Source organism: Lacihabitans sp. CS3-21 (assembly GCF_024343675.1).
Classification (GTDB): domain Bacteria; phylum Bacteroidota; class Bacteroidia; order Cytophagales; family Spirosomataceae; genus Leadbetterella.
In genome coordinates this window covers 41,181-54,946 of the sequence record NZ_RJUD01000012.1, presented here as the reverse complement: position 1 = coordinate 54,946, position 13,766 = coordinate 41,181, and the positions used below count along the sequence as shown (strand labels likewise).

General features: G+C 35.4%; 11 protein-coding genes and 1 pseudogene. 4 read left to right on the top strand and 8 right to left on the bottom strand.

Annotation, left to right across the window (positions count from 1 at the left end; translation table 11 throughout):
* The first annotated feature begins 105 nt into the window (after positions 1-105).
* Both EGI24_RS09365 and EGI24_RS09360 read left to right on the top strand, forming a co-directional pair.
* Positions 106-2,436, top strand: a complete 2,331-nt coding sequence (locus EGI24_RS09365) for a cation-translocating P-type ATPase (RefSeq protein WP_255048118.1) — start codon at positions 106-108, stop codon at positions 2,434-2,436.
* An 89-nt stretch (positions 2,437-2,525) separates the two neighbouring features.
* Positions 2,526-2,729 (top strand): heavy-metal-associated domain-containing protein, encoded by a 204-nt coding sequence (locus tag EGI24_RS09360; RefSeq protein WP_255048117.1) that lies wholly within the window; start codon positions 2,526-2,528, stop codon positions 2,727-2,729.
* On the opposite strand, the gene corA is transcribed toward EGI24_RS09360, so the two are convergent.
* The 5 genes and pseudogenes from corA to EGI24_RS09335 form a co-directional block, all read right to left on the bottom strand.
* Entirely contained in the window at positions 2,726-3,814 is a 1,089-nt protein-coding gene (gene corA / locus EGI24_RS09355) for a magnesium/cobalt transporter CorA (protein ID WP_255048116.1), read from the bottom strand. The two genes, EGI24_RS09360 and corA, sit on opposite strands and share 4 nt — an antisense overlap.
* Positions 3,815-3,824: 10 nt before the next feature.
* Positions 3,825-5,246 (bottom strand): ATP-dependent RecD-like DNA helicase, encoded by a 1,422-nt coding sequence (locus EGI24_RS09350; protein ID WP_255048115.1) that lies wholly within the window; start codon positions 5,244-5,246, stop codon positions 3,825-3,827.
* 60 nt (positions 5,247-5,306) lie between these two features.
* Positions 5,307-5,786 (bottom strand): hypothetical protein, encoded by a 480-nt coding sequence (locus EGI24_RS09345; RefSeq protein WP_255048114.1) that lies wholly within the window; start codon positions 5,784-5,786, stop codon positions 5,307-5,309.
* Positions 5,787-5,853: 67 nt separating this feature from the next.
* Positions 5,854-7,206 carry an aldehyde dehydrogenase family protein gene (locus tag EGI24_RS09340; RefSeq protein ID WP_255048113.1) on the bottom strand — a complete coding sequence of 451 codons (1,353 nt, stop codon included), beginning with the start codon at positions 7,204-7,206 and terminating at the stop codon, positions 5,854-5,856.
* Positions 7,196-7,586 (bottom strand): annotated as a pseudogene (locus EGI24_RS09335) (RrF2 family transcriptional regulator). The gene EGI24_RS09340 and the pseudogene EGI24_RS09335 overlap by 11 nt, the downstream one beginning before the upstream one ends.
* 113 nt (positions 7,587-7,699) lie before the next feature.
* Here EGI24_RS09335 and EGI24_RS09330 point away from each other — a divergent pair.
* Together EGI24_RS09330 and EGI24_RS09325 are read left to right on the top strand one after the other, a co-directional pair.
* Positions 7,700-8,917, top strand: coding sequence for an RsmB/NOP family class I SAM-dependent RNA methyltransferase (locus EGI24_RS09330; protein ID WP_255048111.1), 1,218 nt, complete (start codon positions 7,700-7,702; stop codon positions 8,915-8,917).
* A 243-nt stretch (positions 8,918-9,160) separates the two neighbouring features.
* Positions 9,161-10,096, top strand: a complete 936-nt coding sequence (locus tag EGI24_RS09325; protein WP_255048110.1) for an NAD(P)-dependent oxidoreductase — start codon at positions 9,161-9,163, stop codon at positions 10,094-10,096.
* Positions 10,097-10,128: 32 nt separating this feature from the next.
* Here EGI24_RS09325 and EGI24_RS09320 read toward each other — a convergent pair whose 3' ends face one another.
* The 3 genes from EGI24_RS09320 to EGI24_RS09310 form a co-directional block, all read right to left on the bottom strand.
* Positions 10,129-11,235, bottom strand: coding sequence for a hypothetical protein (locus tag EGI24_RS09320; RefSeq protein WP_255048109.1), 1,107 nt, complete (start codon positions 11,233-11,235; stop codon positions 10,129-10,131).
* Positions 11,236-11,290: 55 nt separating this feature from the next.
* Positions 11,291-11,788 (bottom strand): GNAT family N-acetyltransferase, encoded by a 498-nt coding sequence (locus EGI24_RS09315; RefSeq protein ID WP_255048108.1) that lies wholly within the window; start codon positions 11,786-11,788, stop codon positions 11,291-11,293.
* 79 nt (positions 11,789-11,867) lie between these two features.
* Complete coding sequence (locus EGI24_RS09310; RefSeq protein ID WP_255048107.1) at positions 11,868-13,757, bottom strand: glycoside hydrolase family 44 protein; 1,890 nt, start codon at positions 13,755-13,757, stop codon at positions 11,868-11,870.
* Positions 13,758-13,766: the final 9 nt, after the last annotated feature.

Genomic DNA, 13,766 nt, shown 5'->3' with positions numbered 1-13,766 from the left:
GGTTTTTTCTTTTTTTTAATAAAAGGACTCACCTTATATGTATTATTACCTTTTCTAATCACGAAGGGTTTAATAAACTGTGAATAAAGCTACTGGCTTTAAAATATGGCAAAGTACGAAATTAGATTTTTAAAAAAAATCTCCGACAGCCTTCTTGAAAATTTAAATAATCTCCTTAAACATCCTTACCAAGTTGGTAATTCTTCTGTAAACCTTGAAGTAGATGATCTCTGTGACTATTTACCCGAATTAGTTGGAATTCTCAGAAAAAATAAGGTGGAATTGGAATTCACAAAGAAGACTTTTAAGGTTTTTGGGTACAGTTGTGCATCTTGTGCAAACAGTGCTGAAAGCATATTAAAATATGTGGATGGCGTAATTTATTCTTCTGCAAACTATGCCAATCATTCTGTAACGGTTGAATATTTACCTCAATTGACCAATCCTGAAATATTTAAAAATAGCCTTAAGGAAATTGGTTTTGATTTGGTAATGGATGAGAACTTTGAAAAAGCCAATTCAAAGCGAATCCAAATGCAAAAAAAAGAGCTAATGCTTTCTGCATTATTTGCTCTACCTCTTTTTTTGATTGGGATGTTTTTCATGGATTGGCCAATGGGCCATTATCTAATGTGGTTTTTGAGTTCACCTTTAGTGTTTTATTTTGGAAGGCATTTTTTTATAAATGCTTGGAAAAAAGCCAGGAGGTTAGAATCTAATATGGATACTTTGGTGGCTTTGAGCACTGGAGTAGCGTATGTATTTAGCCTAATTAATTTACTATTTCCACATTTGTTTCATCAGCATCAACATGCACAAATTTACTTTGAATCGGCTGGGATAGTTATCTTTTTTGTTCTTTTAGGTAAATATTTAGAGGATTCCGCAAAAAATAGAGCATCAGATTCTATAAAAAAATTGATGGATCTTGAAGAAACAACTGTAAAGGTTGTCAGGGGAAATAATGTTGTGGAAAAGGAAATTCAAGAAATTAATACGGGCGAGATGTTGAGGGTTCTGCCTGGACAAAAAATTCCTCTGGATGGTGTGGTGGCGAGCGGAAGCTCAAGCGTAAATGAAAGCATGATTTCTGGCGAACCCTTGCCAAAGACCAAAAGCTTTGGTGATTACCTTTTTGCAGGAACACTAAATGTTGAGGGTGTTTTAGATTTTGAAGTCAAAAAAGTGCATTCGGAGACCTATTTGGCAGGAATTATCAGCAAAGTTGAGGAGGCCTTGTCTTCAAAAGCACCCATACAGAAAAAAGTGGATAAAGTTTCAAGCGTTTTTGTACCTATTGTCATTGTAACTGCAGTCCTAAGTTTTTTGATATGGTATTTCATTTTGTATAATTCCAACATGGCATTTCTGTCTTTCGTTACTGTTTTGGTAGTAGCGTGTCCATGTGCAATGGGCTTGGCGACACCCACGGCTCTTATGGTAGGCATAGGAAAAGGAGCAGTAAATGGAATACTTATAAAAAATGCACAATCGCTCGAGAATGCTGGAAAAATCACCGACTTGGTATTAGATAAAACTGGAACCATTACCACGGGTGAGCCAAGAGTAATAAAAACCCATTATTTTGATGCGGCCAGACTAAATATTTTAGCTTCTTTGGAGAGCAATTCTACACATCCTCTGGCTCGTGCCATATGTCAATATTATTCAGAACTTGAACTGGTAAAAATTGAGAATTTTGAAAATTTCTCTGGAATGGGTATTTCAGGGTATTATGGTGGTCAAGCCTTTTTTGCGGGTAAAAAACAATTTATCCTAAATCAAGGAATTGCAGTTAAGACTGACTACGCCCAAGATTCAGAGAACTCTTTGGTTTATTTTTCAAACGAAAAAGAACTTTTGGCAATTATTGAAATTGGAGATGAGCTAAAACCTGAATTAGAAAAACACCTAAAAACTTTGGCTGCCAACCATATAAAAGTACATCTTTTATCAGGAGATAATATTTTGGCTGTCAGTAAGATGGCAAATAATCTTGGGGTTTTGAACTTTAAAGGCGAGGTCTTGCCTGAAGAAAAGGCAGATTACATCAATTCTTTAAAATCAAAGAATGCGGTGGTGGCAATGGTGGGCGATGGAATAAATGATACCATAGCCTTTACCCAAGCTGATGTATCAATAGCCATGAGCAATGGAGCCGACGCCGCCAAAGAGGTGGCCGATATTACCATTCTTGGACATGATTTATCGAGAGTGATTTCATCCATTCAATTATCTAAAAATACCACGGCTGTTGTTAATCAAAATTTGTTCTGGGCTTTTATTTATAATATTTTGGCCATACCTGTGGCAGCAGGTGTGTTATACATCAGCACAGGGTTTATGATGCAGCCCATGCTGGCAAGTGCAGCCATGGCTTTGAGTTCGATAAGTGTGGTTAGTAACAGTTTGAGGTTAAAGTTTAAGAAAATATAAGTACATTTCGGATCAAAGATTTAATGGATTTTAATGATTTATTTCTGTATCAAATCCTTTAAATCCGTGTTCAATAAAACAAACAAAAAATGAAATTCAAATCAAATATTAATTGTCAGAACTGTGTGGCTAAAGTGAAAAATACACTGGATGGCTTGGTTGGAGAAAACGCATGGAAAGTTGATACTGATAATCCAGCCAAAATATTGGAGGTTTCCAATAATGATATTACTCCTTCAGAAATAGTAAATAAGTTAAAACGGATTGGGTTTATTGCGGAGGAAATTGTTTAAATATATTTTTTCCATTTAAAGTAAATCCAAAGTCCTATAGATAGTACAAACATTGATGCGAGTGTATAAAAGTAACCGTTGGGTTCTTTTAGCTCTGGCATATGTTCGAAGTTCATGCCATATATACCTACGATAAAGGTCAGCGGCATAAATATGGCCGTGAAAACGGTCAAGGTTTTCATGACGGAGTTCATTCGGTTGCTCAGTTGTGAATGATAATTAACCAAGAGGTTCTCAATTTCGTCTTTGAAAGTTTCTATCGCTTCGAGATTTTCCAACACATGATCAAGGACGTCTTTTAGATATACTTTTGTTTCAGAATGAATTAGGTTATATTCATCTCTAACTAGCTGATTTATAATATCTTTTAAAGGGAAAAGGGCTTTTCTGAGGGCATTTATTTCCCGTTTTATATAGAACAATTGGTTCTGATGTATCGACTTGGCATTGGCCAATATTTGGTCACTGAGTGCTTCTAGTTTTTCCTCTGTTTCGTTAAGAACAACGAAATAATTGTCAACAGCAATGTCTATAAAAGAGTAAAACAAATAATCTAATTTGCTTCTTTTGGTTTTGCTATTTTCTCTGTCCATTCTGAGCAAAATGGGCTTGAAAATATTGTGGTTATCTAATTCCTGAAAACTGAGGGCATATTTTTCGTCCAAAACTATGGAAACATGTTCTGTTTCAATTTCCGCAGTTTCTTTGTTTCGAAATGGAATTTTCAAAACCAAAAACATTTGATTATTCTTCTCGTAGTAATCTAGTTTCGCTTTTTGGGTGGTATTTAAAATGTCCTCCATCATCAAAGGATGAAGTTCAAATACTTTGCTGATTTTCTCAATATTTTCTTTATTGTGAATTCCCTCGATGTCTATCCAGTGGTTCATTTGTGAAGCCAAAAGGTCTTTTATTTCCTCAATTGCTGGATTTTGGGTAATCAAAACTCCTTCAACACTATAGTCTACTATAGTTATGGTTGATTCTCCCTCTATGCTTTTTCCAATATATTTGGCTGTTCCTGCTGAGGAAAAAACTTCGTGCTTGGGTGTTTTGGGTCTATTTTTTTGTTTTACTTTTCCCATAAAATTTAACTTATTTGCTTTCCAAAAAAAAAGTGGGCTGGAAATTTACAAAAAATACTTCGTTTATTCCTCTCGTGATAGCAGTATAAAGCCACCTGACAATTTCTAAGTCAATTTCCTGATTGGGTAAATAAATTTGGTCAATAAATACGGCGTTCCATTGACCACCTTGTGCTTTGTGACAAGTAAGTGCGTAGGCAAACTTTACTTGTAATGCACTCATGTATTTATCTTCTTTAATCATTTTGTTACGCTCTCTTTTGGCTTTAACCCAAAAATAATCTTGAGAGACACTTTCATAAAGTTTCTTGTTTTCCTCTTGGCTTAAGCTCGGTGAGTTGGAATATAATGTATCCAAAAAGATCAAAGTTTCGAATGGAGGATCTTCGGGATAGTCTATCAGCTGTAGTGTAACATTTTGAAACCTAAACCCATGCATTTCTTCTTCACGGCCAATTCGTTTTACGATGGCGAATTCTCCATTGGCCACAAATCCAGCCTGAGATTCTTCATCTAAAACCGTGTAATTGTTTTTCACCACCATCAAAATATCTCCATTATCCAATTCTGAATCGGAATAATTTATTTGGTTTCTTATCAACCTATTGTATTGAACTGCATTGCGATTGGAACGGGTAAGTACAATGGTATTTTCAGGGCCATATTTGTCATAAGCATAACGGATGCCGTCTTCCAGTTTTTCACCGGTCATTTTGAAGATATCCTTAAATCCCTTGGTAATGAGTTGTATTTCAGGTTTTTCTACTTGGAGTTGGTCTCTCAATAATGTGGCGTTGGTCAGTATTCCTGAGTTGGCCTCTTGTCTCATGACGTCCTTTAGGGTGGTAGTGTAAACTTTAGAATAATAAAAATCTTGCACATGTGCGATATCCAAAGCTGGGCTTAAAGGCATAGAGACGGGAGGAAGCTGGGCCTCATCACCGATGAGCATCAGTTTATTTTCAGTACCTTTAAAAACGAAGTTTATCAAATCATGCAATAGACCGTTACTCCCAAATTCTCTCGTATCGGCTATCATAGAGGCCTCATCTACAATAAATATGGTACCTTCTTCCTTGTTTTCTTGAAGTTCAAAAACCAGGTTTCCAGAGTAGCTATCCTCTTTTTGCTTGTATATTTTGCGGTGAATGGTTTGAGCTTTTCCTCTGGTATAATTAGACATTACTTTGGCGGCTCTACCTGTTGGAGCTAGTAAAGAATATTTCCATCCAAAGGTCGGAAGCGTTTTGATAAATGAACTCAGAATGGTCGTTTTTCCGGTTCCTGCATATCCTTTTAACACAAATACGGTTCTTTCTTCCTCATCGTTGATGAACTGATCTAATAAGTCAAATAATTTTGATTGCCCTGCGGTAGGTGCATGTTTGAAATTATTGACTAAAAGTTCAGCAAAAGATAGTGATTTGGACATTTTTAAAGAATAAAAAAAGCCTAACGAGTAGGCTTTTAGGAATGAGAATTAATGTTATTTTTAGGCCATGTGCTTGACATTCAGGAAGTAAAGAACGCAGAATATAATGCCTACAAAGGCAATCATTCCGCTACCTACAAAGCCTAGAAATCCATCATAAATAACCAATGGTGCAACTATGGCTACTAAAGTTCCTGCTATGTAAACAAAGAAGCCTTTTTTATTTAAACCCCACATAAGCACAGCTCCGATTAGGGTTAGAATGTTTGCTAATCCACTAGCAAGGGCTCCATTTTTTATTTTTTCTTCTGATAAGTCATTGCTTACAGAATCCATGATTTTATTCACCATCTCAGCAGATTTTTCATCTTGAGCTTGCTCGTCTATTTGGTCTTTAGCATTTTCCATAGCTTCTTGCGTGAGGCCAGTGGCAATACCTGCCGAAGAATAAGTTGTCATGGCATTATAAATACCAAATGCACTACCCAAGAAGGTTAGCACACACAAAACTGTAAGAAATGTAGGTCTAATATTTTCCATATTTCGGATAAGGGTTAAATTTTTAAAAGTTAAATTTAGATATAAGTTTAATAATCACCAAACGATTTTATTTTTCGATTATGTAGGATTTTACATTGCAGAATTCGTAGAATCCATAAACACCCAATTCGCGTCCATATCCCGACTGATTTATACCCCCAAAAGGCATAGATGCATCAGATTTTACCATGGAGTTGAGATATACAGAACCCGCATTAAGTTTTTGTAGCAGATGTTCTCCTTCCTCCAAATTCTGGCTCCAAAGACTTGCCCCAAGACCAAAATTGGTTTCATTGGCGATTTCTATGGCCTCATCCGTGTTTTTGGCTTTAATTATACAGGCTACTGGCCCAAACAATTCTTCTGTAAATGAATGACTCAAATCCCTATTCATATTTAGAAGAGTTGGCGTGATTAAACAACCCTTTCTTACTCCATTAATCAGTTTTTTTGCTCCTTTTTTTACCAGGAAATTAATTTGGCCTTCAATTTTTTCGGCTAAATCTAATCTTGCCACAGGTCCAAAGTCGGATTCTGTATTAAATGGGTCACCAGCTTTAAGTTTGTTTATTTTTTCTGAGACCTTATTCAGGAATTCCTCATAAACCTCATCTACAACAATCCATCTTTTGGCCGCAATGCAAGTTTGTCCTGCATTTTGAAAACGAGACTTTACGGCAAAAGTAGCTGCATTTTCGATATTTGCATCTGCCAAAACTACAAAAGGATCAGAACCTCCAAGTTCCAAAACTGACTTTTTTAAATATTTACCTGCCAAACTAGCCAATGACGAACCCGCCAAATTGCTTCCTGTCAGGGTTACGCCTTTGATGAAAGGGTCGGCTACAATTGATTCTATTTTGTCAATACCAACTAAAAGATTTTGAAAAATTCCATTCTCAAACCCGGCCTCGATGAAGAGTTTTTCCAGTGTTGTGGCCGACATAAATACATTTGGAGCATGCTTTAGTAAAACTACATTTCCGGCCAAAATTGTAGGAATTGCGAACCTTAGGGCCTGCCAATAGGGGAAATTCCAAGGCATTACGGCCAATATACCGCCTTGGGGTTCATACTTATAATACGCCTTGTGAGCGTAGTTACTCACTTCGATACTTCCCAGTTGTTCCTCAGCTATTTGGCAATAATACTTCGCCGTGATAGCACATTTTTCTATTTCGGCAGTGGCCGATTTCAAAGTTTTGCCCATTTCAAGGCTTATTTCTTTGGCTAATTCTGCCTTTCGAGCTTCTAATATTACGGCCAAATTCAGTATTAGCTTTATTCTTTCCTCAATTCCCGTTTTTTTCCACCTGTCGAAACTCTTTTCTCCCAATCTTATCTTTAAAGCGTAATCTGCATCTTCCTCAAAACTCGCTATAACCTCACCATTTGCAGGATTTATACTTTTAAACGTCATTTAGCATATCTTTTAAAGTCACATTGTCGTAAACCGATAAATTGGCATCCCTGATTCTAGCCATAACAGGTCTTATTTTACATTTCTCCTCATTGCTACAATCATCACATTTTCCATAAAAATTCAAAGAGACACACAGAACAGGTGCAATAGGCCCGTCAATGATCCTAATGACTTTGGAGAGCGTAACCTCCTCAGGCGGAATTCTTAATAAATACCCACCACCTTTACCTTTCTGACTTTGGAGTATTCCATTGTTTCTGAGTTCGAGAAGAATGGCTTCTAGAAACTTCTTATATTAATAGTGGTTTATGAGCTTCATATCCATCAGCTAGTCTCGTGAGAGCTTTTAGTGCGTATTTGGCTTTTTTAGAAATCATAGGGGTTGATGTTTTAGCAAATTTACTTTTGATTCTATACCAATCAAAATCATTTTGAGATTTGAGAGGAATAAAACAGCTTATTATTGGTAAATTTGCACAAAATTTAGATAATGAGTAAAGTTATAAAATTATTTCCACCTTTAATAGAGGCCATCGAAAAGGCTTTGGTGGAGATTTTTGTTGAGAATAGAAAAGCTGATAAAGCTATTTCAGGAATATTAAAATCAAATCCGAAATGGGGTTCTAGGGATAGAGGTTTTATTGCCGAAAATACCTACGATATGGTCAGAAATTGGAGGTTGATAAATTATTGTTATGGTGAAGATGATGTCAGTAATAAATTGACTGGAACTTACCGAGAATTAATAGGAATTTGGTTGATTTTCAAAGGTTATGACTTGTCAAGTAGTACCTTGTTTGGTAAAATTGACATAGAAAAAATCAACGAAAGAAGGCTAGAAGCAGATAAAGACAGAAGAATTAAGTTTTCGGTAGCCGACTGGATGGACGAAAAAATTTCGGAAGAAATAGGAGAAGCTTGGCCAGCAGAATTGGAGGCATTGAGCAACCAAGCAGAAGTATTTTTAAGAGTCAATACTACAAAAATATCAAAGGAAGATTTGATAAAACTTCTCCAAGAGAAAGATGTGGAAGTGTCTGAAGTTGAAGGTGTGGAGTCGGCACTTTTGTTAAAAAAACGTATGAATGTTTTCTCTTTAGAAGAGTTCAAAAAAGGTTTTTTTGAGGTACAAGACGCTGGAAGTCAGATGATTTCGGAGTTATTGGATATTCAACCAGAGCAGCGAGTGATAGATGCTTGTGCAGGAGCCGGTGGTAAAACATTGCACATGGCCAATATCATGAAAAACAAAGGTAGAATAATCGCTCTGGATGTGGAAGAGCACAAACTGGTTGAATTAAAGAGTCGAGCCAAGAGAAATGGGTTGAGCAATATTGAACCCAAGTTGATTGAGTCAAAAACAATCAAACGTTTGAGAGATACAGCAGATAGGCTTCTTCTGGATGTTCCATGTTCTGGTTTGGGCGTTCTAAAGCGAAATCCAGATGCCAAATGGAAATTAAAACCAGAGTTTTTGGATGAAATCAAGCAAGTGCAGGCAACAATATTGCAAGATTATTCTAAAATTTTGAAATCTGGAGGTAAAATGGTGTACGCCACCTGTTCCATTCTTCCATCTGAAAACGAAAAACAAGTAGAGAAGTTCTTGGCCAACAACCCTGACTATTTTCTAATAAAAGAAAAAAAAGTTTCTCCAGCCCAAACTGGTTTTGATGGCTTTTATATGGCATTGATTGGGAAGGCTTAGTTGATTGGTTACTGGTATTCTAGTTATTGGTGTCCCGATTGCTATCTGGAGGTTATTTGTTTTCAAATGCCAAACCGATGACTGAGCGGAGCCGAAGCCATAGGTAACCGAATTTAAAAATTGTGCGGAGCCGAAGTCAGAGATAAGCGAAACGCCAAACGATGACTGAACGTATCTGAAGTCAGAGTTTCTTTCAATAAAATATTTTTAAATCGTTTTATTAATTGTATTAGAGTCATATTCATGAAAATACTAATAGTTGACGAAATGCACGAGTCAATAGTTCACATGCCTGAGGAATTGGGTCTGGAAGTGGATTATTTTCCGAATATTGCATTGTCTGAAGTTTTGGAAAAGGTATCTGATTATGAGGGGCTTATCATAAGAAGTAAGTTTTTTATAGACGAAAATTTTCTTCAGAACGCACCAAAACTGAGATTTATAGGTAGGGCAGGAGCAGGTTTGGATTTGATAGACATTGATGCCTGTAAAAAACGAAATATAGAGATTTTTGCGGCCAATGAAGGGAACCGAATTGCCGTGGCAGAGCATTTAATTGGAATGCTTTTGAGCCTTTTCAATAAAATAGAAAAATCTCATTTAGAAATTAAGCAAGGCCAATGGAAAAGAGAAGAAAATAGGGGAGAGGAATTGTTTGGAAAGACCGTTGGCATCATAGGTTTTGGAAATAACGGTGAGGCGACAGCCTCCAGACTGGTAGCCTTTGGTTGTAAAATTTTGGCTTACGATAAGTATAGATATGGATTTGGTAATCAATATGTTACAGAGTCAACCTTGGATGAAATATATCGAGAAGCCGACATATTAAGTTTGCACATTCCACTCACTACAGAAACCAACAAAATGGTAGATAAAGCTTTTTTTAATAAGTTCTTGAAAAACATTTATTTCTGCAATGTAGCCCGCGGAGAATTGGTGGTTCAAGACGATTTGGTTGAAGCACTCCAATTTGGAAAAGTAAAAGGGGCTTGCCTGGATGTTTTGGAAAATGAGAAAATCAATAAACTTTCAGAATCTCAACAAAAGAGTTTTGACTATCTAAAAAATCACCCAAATGTCATTATCACTCCGCATATTGCTGGCTGGACTTTCGAATCTTACAACAGAATTAATACGGTTTTAAAAGATAAAATTGCTAGGTTTTTAGGCTTGAAATAAAAGCAATTGTTTACGGCAGCCATCTTTTTTAATCATTTCCCAAAGAAAATTGGCATAATAATCAATGTTAATTGTGGGCCTGGAGCACCACTTTTACCATGAAGGGTAAGAATTCTCGAAAATTCTATGTGAATGTTCTTTTTATAAGCGACTCCAGCATTAAGAGAATAGAAGGTTACCAATTCTCTATAATATTGCTGTGCAAACAAATCGTAATTTTGATATAAGAATAAGTTTGTTGATGCACTCACATATGGTTGTATTTTCTTTCCACCAAAATATCTCCCAAATGCAACAATGACTTCTTGGAAGTTGGATGTGCCTTTTGTCAAGTATAGGTTTTCAAATTGAAGTTTAACAAAATTGTTATGGTGACTTTTCTTCAAATTGAGCATAGCCGAAACGCCAAAATTATGCAAGTTCAAAGGTGAATAGGATTGATCAATACCATAATTTAATCCCAAACGGAAATGTAAATATTCTTTTTTACTGTTAAAATCAATATTGTTATTTTCCAAAAAACAAGCATTGTATTTTGTTAAATACCTTTTCAAATGCCCCTCTTCATACGCAGGTATTGCTGCCTTCAATTGTGATGCATCTTTGCAAAGATCCTCTAGTTGCTTTCTATATTGTTGATTCTTAAACTCGTAAACTTTATTTTCTGTCGATTTTCTATAAAATGTGTAGTTTACCAATTCATTAAAATCATTTTCTTTTTTTATGAAATACCTGTCATTTTTACTTGAATCACTATATGAATACAGATTTATTTTGCTACTTGAAATCAAAACCTTGAAGAAAAAATAAGAAGAGTCGATTTTAGAATAAAGGAAAGATATATCACTTATAGGTACCAATGATACATAATTGATTTTTGCAAAATGTGATTCATAGTGTAGGTTTAATTCATTTATGGTAAATGACTTAACATCTTTGGCATCTAAAGTGGACTCTGCACCTTGCTGGTTTTTAAAGGATATGTATTTTGGAGAAGATGTCCAATCTTTGAAAAGTATACTACCCTGGAGCGTATCATTTTTTTTGGTAATTACATTTCCTGTGAGGTATTTGTTCTGGGCTGACAAAAAGTGAAAACTAAATAAAAAGGCAAAGAGAAAAGCAAATTTTGTATGCATTCAATGTTTTAAATAACTGAATATTTTAAAACAAAAACCAAGCCATAAAATATCCTCATCGCTCAATCTCCTTAACCATCACATAATCATTCATCAAATATCCATTTCCTATTTCTATGTCTTCTGAGTAGGCGATTTTGAAGCCAAGTTTTTCGTAGAAATATCTCGCCTTATTTTGGCGGTTTACGTTGAGTAAGAGCTTGTTGTTTCTCTTTTTAATGGCTTGACTTTCAGCTTCTTCTATCAGTATTTTGCCTAGGCCTTTGCCTTGGGCAGCTGGGGTGATATATATTTTATGAATCTTGGTTTGTGCTTGCTTGTCATAGTTTGTTTCGAAAGACACAAAGGCTAAATCTTCATTTTCTTCCTTAATTATTATAAACGTCTGAGATTCTTCCATTTGTTTTTGTAGGACTTCTTTATTATACATTAAGTTTAACATATAATCTATTTGTTCGACTTTTAAAATATCTCCGTACGCTGAAGGCCAGGTTTCGAAAGCTATGTTTTGAATACTCTGAATATCATTTTTGTTGGCTTTTCTTATTTCCATTTTTTTAAAATTTTAGAACAATAAAATCTTTCACTAAAGCTAGTCTTTGATTTTTTTTTGTACAAGAATTCAAAAGCTTTTAATTAATTATCAACTTTAATGTGGTTTTATCTTTGTTTGTATATTCAATATTTAACAAATACACACCCGAACTAACACTTGGAGGAATTGAAAACCTAAAATCAGGACTCAGACTTATCTGGTCGTTAATCAATAATCCACCCAGGTTTGATAAATACAAATGACTGATTTCTGTTTCAATATTCTTTAAAATAAAGCTATTTGAGCTTGGGTTGGGATAAACAGATATTTTGGAGCTTGATGTAGGTTCCGCTGCCAATACTTTTTGCATATAAGTGCCGAGAATACCCGATAACGTAATACTAGAAACACTCAAAGGTTCTAAATCAATGTATAATTCGTTATTAATCACATTTACTTTGGAAACAGTTTTGGCGTTTTTTGATTCCGAAAAGAAGGTTTCACTATTTGGAATGTTTTTTAGAATAATCCTATTGGCAACTGATTGATCAATTATGAAATCATTTATTTTAACATTTGTCTTTTGAATGCTTGTTAATGATCGGTTTACCAAAATTAAATTTATTTGATCATTTTTCTCGTTTATAGTTGAATAAACAGATACAATAGACTCATCAGCAGACTCCGTTTTCACCAAATCCTTAAAAGTATTTTTCGAAAAAAGGTGCAAGGTTTCCCACATTCCTATCTCCCATGACCAAGGTGTGAAAATTTCAACATTATTTCTCATAAACTCTCCCATGATAGAGGCATAGGTCACAGCTGTGACATTCGGATTTGTTTTATCAAATCCCAGTTCTGTGAGTCCAAGTGTTCTGCCATGATTTTCACCGAAATACTTATTAAGCCAGCCATTTATTCGGCCAAAAATAAATTCTTTGTTTTGGCTATTGTCCCAACTGCCATTCACGTTTTTTACCCCATTGGCTCCCGAATAAGCATAGTTTTGGTCAAAAAATACTCTGTGCAATTGAACAATTTCTTGCGGATTTTTATTGTTTGGATAAAAGTGGATATCAATAACATCCAAAAGTCTAACTCCAGATTTTGATTCTTCTTCGGCTATTCTCAAAAGAAAATATTCTATCCAAGGATATTTTTTTCCGTTGTATTCTATCGGCCCATTGCTCCAATTATACCATTGCCATTCGTTTGCTGTTACAGGGCCACAAAGTTTTATAGCTGGATAAGCCGCTTTGGCCTTTTTAGCCACTTTAATGTAAGATTGTATAAGTTCTTCTGCAGTAAACTGGTTGTTCACGACATCGTCATGGGTTCCATTCCAAATTTCTGGTTCATTGTCCATACTCCAATACTGAACCTTTTCTTTGTCAAGTCCAATTCCATTCTGGCCAAACCAATGTTTAAGAATACCCACTGTAGAGTCTGCAGGCCAATCTTCAAGATACAAATTGGCATCTCCTTCTTTTTTAGCTTTATTGCCTGTAAGATTTAATTCTCCATTTCCTGCCAGATTTTGGTTAACGCCCTCCCACCATTGCGATTTGTTGTAGACATAATCATTGAAGTTTGCAGTTGAAGTTTTAGCCGCTTTTCCAATCAGCTGAAAAGACCACATCCCTTGTGCATTTGGAAAATTTTCTTGAAGGCTTTTAGCCGTTTTGTCCCAATCGTTGACATAAACGTTATTGTACCAGTCGGGATGTGAGGAAAGTTTTTTTCTCCAATTGTATTTGGTTGAGTTATTTCCGCCACTTTCTCTAAAAAACTGAACACCAGCATCTTTAATTCTAATGAAATCTTCTGAGGATAAAGTAGAATTTGGATTGGTTGACGAAAAAGAGTTATTTCTGCCGAAAATATACGGAGAAACTTTAGCAATTTTGGATTTTGCAAAAACAGATACATTTACTTGAGCAATGGTAAATTTCGAAAATAGAACAAGTAAAAATAAAATTTTTTTCAATTTTGACTT